Below are 16,404 nucleotides of genomic sequence, written 5' to 3'. Positions count from 1 at the left end.
ATTTACGCGTCGCGGTGAACGCGAGCAGAAGAAGCGAATCGACATGCTGGGATTGCGATATACTGCGACGGTAACATTCTCTCCCGTCGCGACTTATTCGGCATGTCCAACCTTTCCGATTCGCCAGAAAACGTCAGTCGCTGCCTTCGCGCAGTGGAGGAGGGCGACGAAACCGCGACGACCGAGCTATGGGAGTACGTTTATCCTCGGCTGCTTGCGTACTCCCGCCAGAAATTGCCCCGCCACCTGCGACGGGTACTGGATGAGGAAGACGTTGCGCTCAGCGCATTCAAAAGCTTTTGTGCCGGTGCGACGCGAGGCTCACTTGGCGAGATTTTGGGTGAAGACGAGCTATGGCGGCTTCTGTTTTGTATTTCGTCACGCAAGGCCAGCGGCTACCGACGGGAACAGTCCAGCCAAAAACGCGGCGGTGGCAAGGTCAGTGGTGAATCCGCGTTCGCCGACACAGGGAGCCGTGGTCTTGACCAGATGCCGGATACCGGACGATCGCTGGCACAGTTTTCTGCGGACTGCCAACACTTAATGGATACACTCGAAGACGACGTTTTGCAAACAATCGCACTACTAAGAATCGAAGGCTACTCAGTGGATGAGATCGCCGCACGAATTGACTTGTCAAAACGAAGCGTTGAACGAAGGCTCAATTTGATTCGGCAGATCTGGTCGGCCGAAGGGGAAAGTGAATGACGACGGTACACGAACCTGATCTGCCATCCAACATCGGTCGCTACGTCATCCGATCGCGTTTGGGGCAAGGTGCCTTCGGGTCCGTTTACCTTGCCTTCGATTTGGATGGCGAGCGAGAGGTGGCTCTCAAGTTGCCCCGAGTCGACCGAAATCAACAGCCTGATGTTTTGAACGAAGCACGCTCGCTTGGCCAGCTTTCCCACTCGGGGATCGTGTCGATACAGGATGTCGGAACAAACAACGGAAATTGCTACATCGTTTCCGAATATCTCAAAGGGCCAAGCTTGCGAGAGTACTTGCAGGGCAATCGGCCAACGGTCACCGAATCGATTCGGATCGCGATTGCTTTGGCTGACGCGCTGGCTCACGCCCATGCACACCGAGTCGTTCATCGTGATTTGAAACCTGAAAATGTCATTCTTGTTGGCGGACGGTCCCCCGTCATCATCGACTTTAATCTTGCCATCAATGATGTGCCTCATGAATTGCAGCGGCGTCAAAAAGGCGTCGTTGCCGGTACACATGCTTACATGGCTCCCGAGCAGGTCATCGGTGAAGGGCATCGTATCGACGGAAGGACGGACATCTACGCCTTGGGCGTCATTCTTTACGAAATGTTGACCGGTCAGACTCCTTTCCGGTCCAATCCGTCGAGCACGTTGATGAAGCAGATTCGTGAAGACGATCCTCAACCGCCCCGACAATTGATGCGAGCATTACCGCCGCTGCTTGAGGCGATTTGCATGAAGTCGATGGCCAAGGACTTTCCCGATCGCTACACCACGGCGGATGATTTTGCATCGCATCTTCGGCAAGCACTGCAGAATCCGAATCAAGAATTGCACAAAACCATTCCGCCTCCCGAACTCATTACGACGCATTCGCTTCGCACTGATTCGTCCGCTTCTCGATCGCATCGAGCGACACGCCGACGTGTCACCGTCGTGCAGCTCAACAGTAACGTGTTTGACTCAAACGAGATCTTCCAGCGTTTGGAACTGGGTGAGCAAATTCAGATTCTGGAAGCATTCCAAGCACTCTGTCGTGACATCGTGTCGCGTCAATTGGGGCAGGTCGTCCAGATGACTGATCAAGGACTACTGGCGTGCTTTGGATTCCCAGTGTCCGTTGAAGATTCGACACAGCGCGCCGTTCGCGCGGGGATCGAGCTTCAACAAGAAATCACAGCGTTCAGTGCAAAACTTCATCGAAAGAAGGGTGTCCGGCTCTCGGCTTCTGTGGTGATTCACACCGACCAAGCGATCCTGCGAACCATCGATGACGAAACCGTTTCATTGTCCGGTCGCATACTTACAGTCGTTAATCAAATGGGCGTGACTGCGGGGGCTGGCGCGATCGTGGCAACCGAGGACACGCACCGGTTGGTGAAGGGATTCTTTGATTTTCAGTCTACCGAGTCACTCCGACTCAGAGACGGCGAAGAGATGCTCTTGCATCATGTCGCTTCCGAACGCATCCGCAGCAGGTTTGATGTTGCGCGAGTGCACGGACGACTGACACGACTGGTCGGTCGTGCATCCGAAACGAACATGCTTTCCGAGACTTGGTCGAGTGTTTGCAGCGGTCGAGGGAAAGCGGTTTTTATTCAAGGCGAAGCGGGAATCGGAAAATCACGACTGATTTTTGAGTTAAAGCAACATGTTCACAGAGCATCGCCGCATGCGATGATTCTTGACTGGTCTGCTGATCCGCAGCGTCAATCCACCAGTCTGTATCCGGCCGTCCGCTCCTTGAAGCTCTTGCTTGGATTTAGCGAAGAAATTCCACCTATCAAACAACTAAGCAAGCTCGTCCGTCATTTGGATGATTTGGGGATCGAGGGCGACGAGGAAGTTGCACTGATGGCCTCGCTGCTATCGATACCGCTTGCCGGGTGTTATCCACCACTCGAATCGTCTCCCCAACAGAAGAAGGAGAAGACACTTGAATTGGTGCTGAAGTGGTTTTCGCGAGTTGCACAGAGGTCAACTCTTTTTTTTGCCGTCGAAGACCTGCACTGGATCGATCCATCCAGTCTGGAGCTGCTCGACCGATTGATTTCGACTGGACTGGACGATCGAATTCTTCTCGTGGCGACCTTTCGCCCTGAGTTCCAGAAGCAATGGCAAGCTGACTCGCAAGTCAACTGGATTGAGCTAGGTGGACTAGAACAGCAGGATATCAGCGAAATGATTCTGCAATGTTCGTCGATGGAGGCGATCCCCGCCGAGATGGAAAGTTTGTTGGCGCAGCGTACCGATGGCGTCCCATTGTTCATTGAAGAATTCGCGTCGATGATCCTGTCTGGCTCGGCGACCATTAGCGACGTGCCCGAGACGCTGCAAGAATTGTTGATGGCACGGTTGGACCAAGTGGAAAGCAACATGGAAGTCGTCCAGCTTGGTGCAGCAATCGGGCGAGAGTTTCGACTCGATTTGGCAACCGCAGTGTCGGGAATCCCAGAGTCGGAATTTCAAAGCGAACTCGACCGCCTGCTACGAGCTGATTTGGTCTATCGTTATGGACATGGGAAATCGACGAGATACGTATTTAAACATGCGTTAATTCAAGACGTTGCCTATCGAGCGATGATCAAGAAGGATCGGCGAAACGTGCATCTGAAGATCGCGACTGTCTGCGAAGAACAGTTTCCTGAACTGTGTAACCATAGCCCCGAATTGCTTTCCCATCACTTCGCTCAGGCACGCTGCTGGGAAAAGTCAGTGGATTACTCACGGCAGGCTGCTGTCAATGCAACGAGTCGCGCTGCGCACCAGGAGGCGAAAAGACACCTGCGATCTGCTCTGGAAAGCCTGGCGAATCTGGAGGGGTCCGTTGCACGTGCAAAAAATGAGGTGCAGATACGAAGCTTGCTTGGTGTTCACCTACAGTCGATCCATGGCTACATCGCTCCCGAGGTGCGCGAGAACTATGAACGGGCGTTGGAGCTGTGCGAAATACTGAATGACCCACTGGAGAAGTTTCCAGTACTGTATGGATTATTTCGCTACTTCATGTTGCAGTCACAACTGGACAAAGCCAACGAACTGGCAAGCCAACTGCTAGCACTCTCCTCGCAGACAGGTCGTGCAAGTCACATTGTCGTTGCCCATCGTGCGATTGGTTCGACACTCGTCTACCAGGGAGAACTACTTCGCGCCCGTAAGCATCTTGAGCAGGTCTTATCCATGGAGGCGACTGCCGACTTGAGAGCAGAAGTTGCCAAAATCGATGTCGTGGATCTCTGGGTAACGAGCCGAAGCTATTTGGCCTGGGCGTTATGGCTGATGGGGGACACCGAACGATCTTTGGCGGAGAGCGAGCGAGCAATCGCTGAAGGTCAGCAGTTAAAACATCCTACGGCCTACATACTTCCGGTAGGCTTCTCGCAATGGCTGCACCAATTCAGAAACGATGTGGATCGTACCGAGCAGACGTGTGACCTCTCGGATCAACTTGGGGAGAAATACGGTTTTCCATTTTGGAATGCATGGACGCTGGCAATCCGTGGTTGGGTTCAAGACGCGCGCGGTGATTCTTTGGCGGCGACAACGACCATGCGCGAAGGAATCCGGCAATGGCGAGCGTCCGGGAACGCCGCAGGCTGTCACTACCTGTTTGCACTGCTCGCGCAAGCCTGGATCAACGCGTGTGACACCGACCGCGCCGCCGAAGCGCTTAACGAAGCACAGCAGTTTTCCGACGAGACGGGGGAACGATTCTACGAGTCAGAAATTGCCAGACTTCGCGGAGAGGTTGCCATGCGAAATGGAGACGGAGAAAACGTCTCGATAACGTGGTTTCGCCGGGCTGTCGAAATCGCCAAGAAGCAGAATGCCAAGTCGCTCGAACTACGAGCAGTCGAGTCCCTCGCAAAAATTAAGTGCCCGAGAGAATAGCGAGCGATTTCGCAGGAAAGACCGCGGACTCATCCACCGTCCGTTACATGATTCGCCTGGTTGCATGATCCCGATCGCCGTTGACGGGCGGCGGGCCAATAGCACCATGCATGCAATGTCCGTCGTCGATGACGTTGATGCCAGCTACGCGTGCGGACTGGCTAGCCTGCTCGTCCTCGGCTCCGGGCTGCATCCAGATGCGCTTCAATCCGGCTGCGATGGCATCCGTGATGACTTGCAGGGTGACTTCTGGTGGCGTGATGAATGAAAGCGATTCGCGGACGATGGGAAGGTCTGCGATTTCCGGATAATTCATTATCCGCGAGCGGTTGAAAGGATCGCATTCGCAAAGCCAACGCCATATTGATCACGGAACCGAGTTTTGAGTCATGGTTGATGCCGACGGAATCAACGAAACGTACGTGTTTAAAGGCGAAGTCGAAATGATTTTGAACAACAATCAAACCCAACGCTTGACCGAATCGATGCGCACTCGAATCCAAAACGAATAAAGATCAACGGCCGAATCAATTCCTGCCAATCCCCAAAAATTTATTCGCATTCTGGATCGAGCCAAGGATCTGGTTGCCAAGCCCGATTCAATGACAGAACTTCCGAAGCAGGAAAATCTGGCCATGTGGTTCGAATCGAGCCAAGGCGTTCAACTCGATGGCGACTCTCGTGTTGTCTCCTGGCAAAACTTGGCAGAAGCGCTGCCATCAGCCGGCTCCAGGGGCTCAGCGACGTGGCAAGCTAATGCTGAATATCGCCCGCTGTGGGAGTCGAACAGTTTCGGTAACGCGGATGCCAAAACAGGACTTCCTACAATCAAATTCCATGGCAAATCGGAATAGCGGTGTTACGCTCGACTTGCTCTCTGTCGTTCGGTGCATCATTCGACAACCACAGATCGGACGATCGAGGATGTCTTTCAACCATTGGCTCGACTGACTAGTCGTCTGTGCTGTCGCCGGGTTAATGCAGGTCGCGTCGTTGTTTGGAACCGACGTGGGGCCTGCTCGCCGCCGATAGCGGCTTAGCTATTTAAGAATGCAACGCTGGAAGAAGAGCTCGACGCTATCGAGAGACATGCCTTTCGTATCGATCACTCCAAGCGAAGTAAGAGCACGGTATGGCCGTCCATCGTCAGATCAAAATGCCTCTGGCCTGAGGAGTCGCGAGTCGGTTTCGGGAGCGGATCAAGCGAATGCAGATTGCTCATCAACTCATACTCGTTTCGGTTGACTGCCATGGCTCTTCTCAAGGCAACCGCATCAGGCCTTCGCTGGTCCCTATATTTGGAGAGAGTTTTCTTCACGTCAGAATCTCGCTTGCCAATAAACTCGGCATGATCGCCGTCGATAAGGTTGGCCCGCGTGAGAGTCCAGTCTTTGCTCGCTAGCGATTTTTGATCGAGCGTGAGTTGGACGGGTACGCTTTCACCGATGATTCGTTTACCGCCTTCGCTCAGGATTCCGAACTCCTGAATCTCGATGGGAATGCCTGAAGATTCCGGACGGCTGTCGAGCCTGTTGCGCAAAAACCTAAATATGTATTCAAAGTTCTTGTCGGTCCTTCCCACCGTCGTGTAGCAGAACGACCCGAAGAAATCGAGCGGAGATCCAGTCTGGCCCGAAACATGATTGGTACCGCTGGCACAGTGGTTAATGATTGCCGGAGCCCACGACTCTTGCCTGTGTGCCTTCAGCGTTGCAACGACGTTCCCTGGACCGATCTCCGCGCCGGGCAACACGCTTCGGACCGCCGCGACTGTGTAGTCGTAGTGTTTCAGCCATTGCTCTTTGGTGCCCGTCCATTGGCCTGGGTTCAAATCTCGTTCGGTTCCAATCCACGGCGTGAATCCGCATTTCCGAATCCCGGTAAGTATCGCGATTGCTTCGGATAAATCGCAGACTGCTTCTCCCCGGTCATCGACACCACGAAAGTAGTTGTTTTTCGTCCTGTCTATTCCGCCTAGTAACCGGACACAATTGATGTACTTCGCATACCGGTTTTTGTTGCAATTGATCGAATTGTTGCTCGTCGAGAAAAGGCGACTAGTCGGTGACGGGATCGACATTCCAGAATGTTGTACATTTCGCCAACCTCGGTATCGAGATCGACAACGATTTCAAATTTGCCCGTCGGCTATCTGCCTGATTCTTCAGCGTTGCTTGAGAATGACGCAAAGATGGATGTCGCGATCGCGGCAGTGAACCCAATGTTGAAATTTTTCAAACGGTTCATACAAACCAAGCTTGTTTTGTGAAGCATGAAAAAGGACAAGACGCCCATTGGAGACGATCATCTTCTCCGAGCCTTCAAGGGCTTTACAGATTGCAATGGGATCGAATTTTAGACGTGTCTACAGGTTCTTCTTGATCACGCTGTCAATTTTATCCTGCATTGACTGCTCGCGGTCCGTGCGTGTTCCGACTTTGATGCTGGTGGTGATTCGCGGCGCTCCGATTGCGTGAACACGTTCATGGCAGCGTTTGATGGCAGCAAACACTTCGTCCCAATCACCTTCGATGTTGGTGCCATACGCGTGAAGCTGGTGCTTCAGTCCTGCTTCCTGCAATACTTTTTGGCACTCAGCGACGTACTTGCTCACCGAAACGCCAACACCAATCGGGACGACACATAAATCGACGATCACTTTCATGCTGTTTGCATCCTTCATTTTTCACTGCGTGCGTAATTCAACGTCCGAGTGTAAGCGATTGCTTTCCGGCAAACAGCTCCACTGGAAAGTTGGAATCACGGACTCTGACGCTTGCCAAACTGATCGTCCTTGACCTCTACATCACGCTTTGGGACTGCGGATGCACTCGGTGTGATTGTCTCTCGCCGCGGTTTCGCAAGCTTGATGATTGATTCTATGACCTCGGCTATCGGCAGGTTACGCTCTAATCGGAAAGACTCATGATTTTAAACTTTTGCGATGCTCATGAGGTGACTGTGGCTTTGGCATCGTGAACCGATCAGACAGCTTGGGTGAGACCGTTTCTCAACTTGCTGCAGTCAAGCTATCGTTTTGCATTCGCAGAAATCTGTCTTCCGTCGAAGTGGCAACACTTCTCCGCATTCCGGCACACGAACGGACTTGACTACGAGGCGATGATTTTCTTCGACGAAACAAAACGGAATATCACCGAAGTAATTCGGTTGAAGGTGGCAAACGTTTTTATCGAGAACGGGATTTCTTTGGCGTTAAAACAATCTGGTCTTTCTGCGGGACGCAGCGAGGTCCACTGGTGTCATTTAAGCCAAGAAACCTTTTTTTGCAATCGATCTCCATTGTATTCCAACACCGATTCAACATCGGCTATACTGTCAGCCCCTCCTCCTCGATCCCACCTTCCTACCGACCCACCATGTGCGATCGCCTTCTAGTCAGGTTGTCGAGCTTTAGCGTTGCTGTTGCGACGGTGTTGACGGTGGTGCTTTGCCAAAACGGTTTCGATCGATGTATCGCATTCGCTGAAGAGACGGCACCTGATCGTCGGGTGAGTTTTGAGACGCCAGTCAGTTTCGAGTTAGACGTTCAGCCGATCTTGGCTGCTCAGGGATGCAACGCTGGGGCTTGCCATGGAAAGCAGCGTGGCCAGAACGGCTTCCAACTCTCGTTGCTCGGTTTTGATTCGGACTTCGATTATGACGCGATCGCGAGACAAGCTCGGGGCCGTCGGCTAACCATCCGATCTCCCGAATCCAGCTTATTGGTCCAAAAAGCAACGGCAGAATTGCCTCATGGTGGCGGTCGAAAATTTGATGTCGGTTCCGCGGCGCACGAGACACTCCTCGCTTGGATTCGCCAAGGTGCTCCACGACGCGTGCCTGATGAACCGACTCTGAATTCTGTTGAGCTTGCAAAGAACGAATTTCTGTTGAAACCTTCGGAAGATGCCACACTGTCGGTCATGGCGCATTACAGCGACGGAACCACGCGTGATGTCACTTCGCTGACCGGATACCTTTCCAATGATTCAGCGATTGTCTCGGTTGATGCCTCGGGAGTGCTTAGCGCGGGGCCGATCCCAGGTGAGACCGCGGTTATGGCTCGCTACATGAATCACATTTGTGTCGCAAACGTCAGCATTCCGCGAGTGGTGATGCTGCCCGAGGGATACTATGACCAAAAGCCACGTGCGAACTTCATTGATGATCTCGTCTACGAGCGACTTAGCCAACTGCAAATTCGAGTTTCTGACCCGGCCAGTGAGTCGACTTTTTTGCGTCGAGTTTACACCGATGTGATCGGACGCCTTCCGTCTGCGGAAGAAGTTCGCAGGTTTCTCAAGTCCCAGGATCCGCGCAAGCGTGAGTTGTTGGTCGATCGTCTGCTGGATCAACCCGAGTACATCGACCACTGGGCAAACCAGTGGGCCGATTTACTGCGTCCAAATCCGTATCGAGTTGGCATCAAGGCGGTCCTGAACTATGACAATTGGATTCGCCAACAGTATCGTGAGAATATCCCCTATGATGAATTCGCACGTCGCCTGATCACGGCCAAGGGCAGCACTTGGCAGAACGGTGCAGCGACGATGTATCGTGATCGACGCACGCCCGATGAGCTTGCGACGATGGTCAGCCAGCTTTTTCTCGGCGTCCGATTGGAGTGCGCGAAGTGCCACCATCATCCCTTTGAAAAGTGGAGTCAGCATGACTTCTATTCTTTCGCAGCGTACTTTGGGAAAGTCGGCCGGAAAGGAACCGGTTTGTCGCCACCAATCTCCGGTGGCGAAGAAATTGTCTTCGCGTCAACAAGCGGCGATGTCAAACATCCTGTGACCGATGAAGTGCTCGCCCCAGCGCCTTTGTTTGGTCAAGCCGTCGTGGCCGTGGATTCGGATCCCCGCGAGGCTCTGGCCGACTGGATCACTTCTGCCGAGAACGAGTTCTTTGCGAAAGTCCAAGTCAATCGAGTTTGGGCTCAATTGATGGGACGGGGAATCGTCGATCCGGTGGACGATCTGCGGAGCACGAATCCGCCCAGCAATCCGGCGTTGCTGGACGCGTTGGCCGCTCACTTTCAACAATCCGGATACGATCAAAAAGACATGATCAAAGCGATCGTGCTCTCCAATGTTTACTCACTCAGTTCCCAGCCCAACGAAACCAACGTAGGCGATCGACTGAACTATTCTCGTCACTATCGCCATCGGTTGCGTGCCGAGGTGCTGGCCGACGCGGTCGCGGATGTCACCGAAACGTCTGAGTCGTTTTCGGCACTTGCACCGGATTCGCGAGCCAACCAAGTTTGGACGCACCGGATCGATTCGGTCTTTCTGGATACGTTTGGTCGACCAGATGAAAACAAGGATCCGCCATGTGAGAGAGTCGCGGATTCTTCAGTAACGCAAACCTTGCACTTGATGAACTCTCGCGAGATTGACGGACGCATTCGTAGTGATTCGAGTCGTGCAGCGCGGTTGGCAAAGAGCGACTTGCCGGCGGCTGATCTCGTAACGGAATTGTACCTAGCGATTTTTTCCCGAGTGCCGACCACCGACGAGCAAAATTACTCCGAGGCACTGATCAGTGCATCCGCGGATCATCGGCGCGATGTTATCGAAGATTTGATATGGGCGATGATCAATTCGCCCGAGTTCATTATTCAGAATTGAATTGCCATGACGAAAACCTGGACAAATTGCGAAGGACTGACGCGCCGCGACGGTCTGAAATTGGGCCTCGGCGGACTGATCGCCGGAGGGCTTTCGGGTGCACTCGGGGCAAAAGCAAGAGCCTCGGAGAAATCCGTTTCGCATCGTGGTCATGCACAAGCGGATGCATGCATCCTGGTTTGGCTGGACGGTGGTCCGAGTCACTATGAGACATTTGACCCAAAGCCTGACGCACCCGTCGAGATTCGCGGGGCCTATCAACCAATCGCGACCCAGACGCCTGGTGTCCAGTTCGCGCAACCGATGACGAAGTTGGCGGCGATCAGCAATGACCTGGCAATCGTGCGTTCGATTCGGCATGACCAAGGAAATCACGGTGCCGGCAATCACTACATGATGACAGGCGCTCCGCCGCGCATTCCCGTGGGTTGCGGTGCCTTCGTCAGTTTTCACCCTAGTATGGGAAGTGTGGTTTCCAAAGAAATCGGCGCGCCGCACGGCATACCCGCCTACTTTTCGTTGCCGAGCATGTCTCGCTCTGGCGGGCCAAATTTCCTGGGCAGCAAGTATGCTCCGTTCGTTGTTCCCGATAGCCCGAACAGTTCCAGTTTTCGTGTTCGTGATGTCACGGTTCCTGGTGGCCTCACCGAAGGTCGATTCGGTTCACGGCAAGAGATTCGCCAACAGATTGATACGATGCTGCGATTCAACGACGCATCTGTCGCCGACCCGACGTTGGCGGTGGACGAGTTCTACCGGCAAAGCATGCAGATCATCCGCAGCAAAGAAGCACAGGCGGCTTTCGATGTACATCAAGAGTCCGACGCCGTTCGTGATGCATATGGCCGGAACACGTTTGGACAGCAAGCGTTGTTGGCCAGACGCTTGGTCGGTGCCGGCGTTCCGTTCGTAACGCTTTATCACGGCGGCTGGGATCATCACGCCGATATTTTCAAGTCCCTAGACACAAAGTTGCCGCCATTCGAAGCCACGATCGCTGCGTTGATTTCTGACCTAAAACAACAAGGAATGCTGGAACGTACCCTAGTCGTTGTTTTGGGCGAGTTTGGCCGGACTCCGAAGATTAATGATCGCGGGGGGCGCGACCATTGGTCCAATGCGATGAGTGTCCTGTTTGCCGGCGGCCAGACACGCGGCGGACAAATCGTCGGTGCCACCGACCGGCAAGGCTATGCGGCAATTGAACGCGTGCTTTCGCCAGAGAATTTTGTTTCGACAATTTACCGAAAACTGGGAATCGATCCTGGGCAAGTGATGTATTCAGGTGAAGGGCGTCCCGTTCACCTCGTCAGCGATGCGAACCCGATCGAAGAGTTGATGAGCTAGTGAAAGACTCTTTGAGACCATCGATGAACCATGTGACGAAACACGCAGTCGAGTGTTTCGAGCAGGTGAGTTTCATCAGCGTTTGTAGACGATGGTTTTGCATGCTGATTCTGTGGTGTGGCTTGGCACATGGGGCGCACGCTCAAATCAATCTAGAGCGTTTGTTCCCGCCAGTGGTTGTTGCCGGTAGGGAGACGGAAGTTACCGCGGAAGGCAAATTTCCAAATTGGCCGCCCAGTGTCGACTGTGATTCTGAGAGAGTGTCTATTTTGCTCGGGAAAGAGTCCGGGAAATTAACGGTGAAGGTCGCCGAGGACGCCTCGCCAGGCGTCGCTTGGGTTCGATTCTTCGATGATCAATCGGCCAGTGCGCTGGTGCCACTTGTCCTTTCGTCTGTCGACGTGTTCCCTGAAACGGAACCCAACGACAAACGGTCTGAAGCCATTTCGATCACCATTCCCGCTGTGGTCGTTGGACGCCTTGCCAAGAACGGCGATAGCGATGCTTACGGAGTGTCGATCAAGGCTGGCCAGACGCTGGTGGTCTCGGCGACGGCAAATCAATTGCTGAAGTCTCCGATGGACGCCGTCTTGCAGTTGGCTGACCGACGTGGAAACGTGCTCGCGCAGTCCGACGACGCACGCGGGTTGGATCCTCAGATCATTTTCACCGCCGATGCTGATCAAGACGTTTTGATACGGATCTTTGCCTTTCCCGAGACGCCCAACAGCACCATTGGCTTTGCCGGTTCGGCCGCGTTCATCTACTCGTTAGCGGTGACCACGGGTCCCTTTGTCGATCACATCGCTAGCGACGGGAAAACGATCGTACCGTTTGGTTACAACCTAGACCCGCAAAATCATTGGGCGGCAGTCCTGTCGGAGCCTGAAAAGGGGAAGGCACTATCGCCGCCGGTTGCAACGTTTCGAGACGCGATGGGATGGTCTTGGCTTTCGCCTGTCGAGAATGTTGTGAATCAGGTTTTACCCGGCAAGCCGTTTGACGGCAGACTGCCAGCAGTTCTATTCGGGCACTTTACCAAACCCGATGAATCGCACAGCTACGCGTTTTCTGCAAGTAAAGGAATCAAGTATCGTGCGGAGGTCAATTCAAAGTCGGGTGGGTTCCTGGTCGATTCAAAATTGGCCGTCATCGATCAGAAGTCCGGGAAATCACTCGCAAGTAACGATGATGTTTCGCGTGGAATCTACGACGCGGGAGTCGACTTTACCATGACAAACGATGGTCTCGTCGAAGTCGTTGTGACTGAAACGCTGGGCGGTTTTGGTCCGCGGCATTTTTATCAACTGTCGATTTATCCCTCCGAACCGCAATGTAGTCTTTCGGTTTCAGAAGAGCATTTCGTGGTCAAGAAAGACAAGCCGCTTGAGTTAACGGTCACGGTGACTCGCACATCCGGCTTCGATGAAAAGGTGCAAGTTGCCGCAACGGGTTTACCGAAGGGCATCACATGCGAACCCGTACTTTCCGAACCCAAGGGCGACACGTCGAAATCGGTCAAACTAAAGTTGATCGCTGGGGAAAGTACACCTGGGCACGGGAGCTTTCGAATTGTTGGGGCAGAGATCGATGCCGACGGGAATCCCTCGGCAGACACGACTGCCGCACGTTTCGAACTGCGACCCGCCGTTTCTATCACTGAATTCTGGTTAACCATTCCACCGATATCGACGGAAGAACCAAAACCATGATGGACAAGGTAGGGACAACGTTGGTGGTCTTTCTGGCCCTTGGCATTTGGACGCAGACGCGTGCAGACACGCTGCCGATTGACGAATTACCAATCGACCGTGAAGTGCTTTTCAGCCGCGATGTTGCGCCGGTATTGAAGACGAACTGCGTTGCTTGTCATAACGCACGCAATGCAGAAGGCGGTGTGAACTTGGAATCCGCTGAGCAAATGAAGTCCTCGGACGTTGAAGATCTTTTGGTTCCCGGAAAACCAGACACAAGCCGACTTTTCCTGCTGGCATCGCACGCCGATGAGCCCGTGATGCCTCCAGATGACAATGATGTCTCGGCATCCAATTTGAATGCAATGGAACTTGCTTTGCTTCGACGTTGGATCGAGTCGGGGGCCGTGGTAGATCAAGCATCCATCGAGGCAACGGATCACGCGTGGCAGCCACTTCCCTCTGCCTTGCAGACCGTCTACGGATCGGCAATGACCGCGGACGGGCGATTGTCAGCGATCAGTTTCGGAAACCGGATTCAGATGTTTGGTGCAAAGTCGGGCCAGTCCGTCGGGGCATTGGAAATCGAGGCCGACAATCAAACGAAACCGGCTCATGAGGATTTCGTGCAAGACCTTTGGATCGATTCAACGGGACACCACGTCGTCTCTGCTGGCTTTCGCAATGTCAAGTTTTGGGAACTGGTCCCGTTCGAATCCGCATTGCTTCCCCAGTTTAGTCTTGATGACGTGCTGGCAATCGCGATCAATGGGTGCGGCGATCAGCTGGCGGTGTTGTCGCGTCGAGGTGAATTGAGTGTCGGCGAAATTGGAACCGATCGTTGGAAATGGATGAAAAGTTTTGACATCCCCTTGGAATTGGTTAGCGGCGATCAATCAATGGTTCAATTGTCCGTTGGCGTAGCCGGTCATCAGGCCGCGATTGCGTGGGGTAACACGATTCGCATTGTACGTATCGATGGAAAAGAACCTCAGGCGATCGATGCAGATGACGCGATCACTTCAATGATTTGGCGCGGCCAAGATCAACTCGCGACGGCGGACACGACAGGACACGTCTTGCTTTGGAAACGAGATGGAAACGAATGGAAGAAAACGAAATTCGCTGTTTTTGATCAAGCAGTCCTGGGACTCTATTCGGCGACACAAGACCCAAGTCGCCTGGTTGCGATCGACGTGTCAGGCAGGGTTGCCAATTGGAATGAGACGACCGGCGCCTTTGACAAAGCCGGGAAGCTGCCCTCACCTGCCGTATCGGCTTCGCTCTCACCAACGGGCACCACACTTTGGATGACATCCAAAACGGGAACTTTGGGGCACTATCGTATTGCCGACCAAAAGTATGTCGAAGTCGCTAAGTCTGATCCAATCGCAGAGGCTCAATTGGCGAGGGACAACTGGGAAACACTCGTCGGAGAAAAGCTAGTCACCATGCATGACAAAGACGTCAAGCAGGCTGAGGCAAATGTGATAGCGGAAACGAAGAGTATCGAGACGTTCGCCAAAGAGATCGAATCGAAAACGAAGCAACGAGACGAAAAGCAAGCGAGTATCGTCGAAGCCAAGAGATCGGCTGAAGCGGCGGCCGCGAAACTTGCCGAAGCGAAGTCTGCTGAGCAAACCAGCAACCTACAACGAATTGAGTTGGCGGAGTCCGTCAAACAACTTGGGGCAAAAGTATCGGAACTGGAAAAGCAGCTCGAAAAGCTAAAGCAAGAACAGACCGATGCCAAGAAACAGTTGGCCGCGATTCCTGACGCGAAGAAACTTGCCGATGCCATTAAAGCAGCGACGGAGGCGGCGACCAAAGCGGATCAAGTCGCGAATAAGGCGGACAGCGAATTTGAAAGTGCTGTTGCTGCCCTGCGTTTGGCAGAGGCAACCAAGGTTCGCGGCGAGTCTCGATTAAAGGATCTGAATGCCGAGCAGCAGCGTCACAAACAAGTACTCGAGCAAATCAAAGCGGATCATGAAACCCGCAAGTCGAACGAGGCCGCCTCCAAATTGTTGCGAGATCAATCGCTCGCCGCCGATCAAACCCTTGCTGTCATGTCGGCGGGCACACGTATCGTCACCCGTGGTGCCCGTTCGGATGGCGGCACGACCGACACATGGAGTCTTTGGTCCAGCGCCGGAGATTGGTTGGCCGCGATGCCAGGAATGCCTGCCGGCGGAAAACTAATTGCCGCTGGTGACAACTGTCTCATTATCGAAGGAGCCGACGGCAACACTCACGCGCTGAATAGTTCGGATCGTCTTTGGCAACATCGAAAAGCGATCGGAACATCGACCGGTAAGAGTCCATTTGCCGATCGCGTTTTGTGTGTGGACATTAATCCCACAGGAAACGTACTGGCCACCGGCGGTGGCGATCCCTCTCGGTCAGGGGAACTGATGCTCTGGAAAGTTTCCGACGGTTCGTTGATTCGCAAAATTGAGAACTCGCATAGCGACACGGTCTTTTGTGTCCGTTTTTCGCCCGACGGAAAAACGCTGGCCACCGGAGGTGCCGACCGGATGATCAAGTTGTGGGATGTCGAAACTGGAAAATTGATCAAGGCGTTTGAAGGGCACACGCATCACGTCACCGCAATCGCTTGGAACGTGAATCTTCGCCAACTTGCAAGTGGTTCGGCGGATGCGACGGTCAAAGTTTGGGATATCGGTTCTGGGCAGTCCACACAAACAATCAGTGGCTTGAAGTCCGAGGTCACTGGGCTAGTCTTTGTTGGGCGTGAGGATCGAATTGGCGTCGTGGGCGGTGACGGATACTTCCGTGTCTATCGAACTGACAACGGAGCCAGAGAGACCAATTCGAAGGTCCCGGGCGGATATCTGTATGCATTGGATTCCAATCGTGACGGCAGTCAATTCATTGTTGGCGGCGCTGACGGTGTCGCGGTTATTGTCGACAAGGCGGGCAAGCAACTGCTTGAGTACAGCGGCAAGGCGGATTGACGTCTGGCGAACGCCCCAAACCGACTTCCTAGCGGGCGGGAATTTGTTTGCGAATCGCGTCAAACCCTGAATCGTTTGAGGGATTTCGAGTTGCGGTATATCACTCGCGTGATCAACGGTTGGCGAGCAACCGTTGGCCGAAGAC

11 protein-coding genes and 1 pseudogene are annotated in these 16,404 nt (G+C 53.6%); 9 read left to right on the top strand and 3 right to left on the bottom strand.

All coding sequences use genetic code 11. The features are described from left to right. The first annotated feature begins 102 nt into the window (after positions 1-102). Positions 103-708, top strand: coding sequence for an ECF-type sigma factor (locus Poly59_RS27275; protein ID WP_146537247.1), 606 nt, complete (start codon positions 103-105; stop codon positions 706-708). Next, the gene (locus Poly59_RS27270) at positions 705-4,607 is read left to right on the top strand and encodes a protein kinase domain-containing protein (protein ID WP_146537246.1); all 3,903 of its coding nucleotides are present in this window, start codon (positions 705-707) and stop codon (positions 4,605-4,607) included. The genes Poly59_RS27275 and Poly59_RS27270 overlap by 4 nt, the downstream gene beginning before the upstream one ends. A gap of 109 nt (positions 4,608-4,716) precedes the next feature. Here the strand turns inward: Poly59_RS27270 and Poly59_RS30305 are convergent. After that, positions 4,717-4,917 (bottom strand): annotated as a pseudogene (locus tag Poly59_RS30305) (CoA-binding protein); the annotation flags it as partial. Between the two features lie 79 nt (positions 4,918-4,996). On the opposite strand from Poly59_RS30305, the gene Poly59_RS30490 reads away from it, so the two are divergent. Beyond that, positions 4,997-5,119, top strand: a complete 123-nt coding sequence (locus Poly59_RS30490) for a hypothetical protein (RefSeq protein ID WP_261343565.1) — start codon at positions 4,997-4,999, stop codon at positions 5,117-5,119. A 90-nt stretch (positions 5,120-5,209) separates the two neighbouring features. After that, positions 5,210-5,461, top strand: a complete 252-nt coding sequence (locus Poly59_RS27260) for a hypothetical protein (RefSeq protein ID WP_146537245.1) — start codon at positions 5,210-5,212, stop codon at positions 5,459-5,461. Positions 5,462-5,712: 251 nt separating this feature from the next. Here the strand turns inward: Poly59_RS27260 and Poly59_RS27255 are convergent, their stop codons facing one another. Further along, entirely contained in the window at positions 5,713-6,438 is a 726-nt protein-coding gene (locus Poly59_RS27255; RefSeq protein WP_222436181.1) for a hypothetical protein, read from the bottom strand. Positions 6,439-6,972: 534 nt separating this feature from the next. Further along, positions 6,973-7,272, bottom strand: coding sequence for an MTH1187 family thiamine-binding protein (locus Poly59_RS27250; RefSeq protein ID WP_146537243.1), 300 nt, complete (start codon positions 7,270-7,272; stop codon positions 6,973-6,975). A 332-nt stretch (positions 7,273-7,604) separates the two neighbouring features. Between Poly59_RS27250 and Poly59_RS30750 the strand changes: the two genes are divergently transcribed. The 5 genes from Poly59_RS30750 (at position 7,605) to Poly59_RS27225 (ending at position 16,259) form a co-directional block, all read left to right on the top strand. Beyond that, positions 7,605-8,003 carry an HAD family hydrolase gene (locus tag Poly59_RS30750; protein WP_146537242.1) on the top strand — a complete coding sequence of 133 codons (399 nt, stop codon included), beginning with the start codon at positions 7,605-7,607 and terminating at the stop codon, positions 8,001-8,003. Next, entirely contained in the window at positions 7,985-10,240 is a 2,256-nt protein-coding gene (locus Poly59_RS27240) for a DUF1549 and DUF1553 domain-containing protein (RefSeq protein WP_146537241.1), read from the top strand. Before Poly59_RS30750 ends, Poly59_RS27240 begins: the two co-directional genes overlap by 19 nt. A gap of 6 nt (positions 10,241-10,246) precedes the next feature. Continuing rightward, on the top strand, positions 10,247-11,587 hold the full coding sequence (locus tag Poly59_RS27235) for a DUF1501 domain-containing protein (protein ID WP_146537240.1): 1,341 nt from the start codon (positions 10,247-10,249) through the stop codon (positions 11,585-11,587). A 260-nt stretch (positions 11,588-11,847) separates the two neighbouring features. Next, complete coding sequence (locus Poly59_RS27230) at positions 11,848-13,299, top strand: PPC domain-containing protein (RefSeq protein WP_246151976.1); 1,452 nt, start codon at positions 11,848-11,850, stop codon at positions 13,297-13,299. Beyond that, positions 13,296-16,259, top strand: coding sequence for a WD40 domain-containing protein (locus tag Poly59_RS27225; RefSeq protein ID WP_146537238.1), 2,964 nt, complete (start codon positions 13,296-13,298; stop codon positions 16,257-16,259). The genes Poly59_RS27230 and Poly59_RS27225 overlap by 4 nt, the downstream gene beginning before the upstream one ends. The last annotated feature ends 145 nt before the right edge of the window (positions 16,260-16,404 follow it).

The sequence above is a fragment of the Rubripirellula reticaptiva genome, from assembly GCF_007860175.1.
Classification (GTDB): domain Bacteria; phylum Planctomycetota; class Planctomycetia; order Pirellulales; family Pirellulaceae; genus Rubripirellula; species Rubripirellula reticaptiva.
This window is presented reverse-complemented; position numbering and strand designations above follow the sequence as displayed.

Bases quoted from the DNA above. Each gene is read 5' to 3' on its own strand.
- Poly59_RS27275 (WP_146537247.1), top strand. From the start codon at position 103: ATGTCCAACCTTTCCGATTCGCCAGAAAACGTCAGTCGCTGCCTTCGC.
- Poly59_RS27270 (WP_146537246.1), top strand. From the start codon at position 705: ATGACGACGGTACACGAACCTGATCTGCCATCCAACATCGGTCGCTAC.
- Poly59_RS30490 (WP_261343565.1), top strand. From the start codon at position 4,997: ATGGTTGATGCCGACGGAATCAACGAAACGTACGTGTTTAAAGGCGAA.
- Poly59_RS27260 (WP_146537245.1), top strand. From the start codon at position 5,210: ATGACAGAACTTCCGAAGCAGGAAAATCTGGCCATGTGGTTCGAATCG.
- Poly59_RS27250 (WP_146537243.1), bottom strand. From the start codon at position 7,272: ATGAAAGTGATCGTCGATTTATGTGTCGTCCCGATTGGTGTTGGCGTT.
- Poly59_RS27240 (WP_146537241.1), top strand. From the start codon at position 7,985: ATGTGCGATCGCCTTCTAGTCAGGTTGTCGAGCTTTAGCGTTGCTGTT.
- Poly59_RS27235 (WP_146537240.1), top strand. From the start codon at position 10,247: ATGACGAAAACCTGGACAAATTGCGAAGGACTGACGCGCCGCGACGGT.
- Poly59_RS27225 (WP_146537238.1), top strand. From the start codon at position 13,296: ATGATGGACAAGGTAGGGACAACGTTGGTGGTCTTTCTGGCCCTTGGC.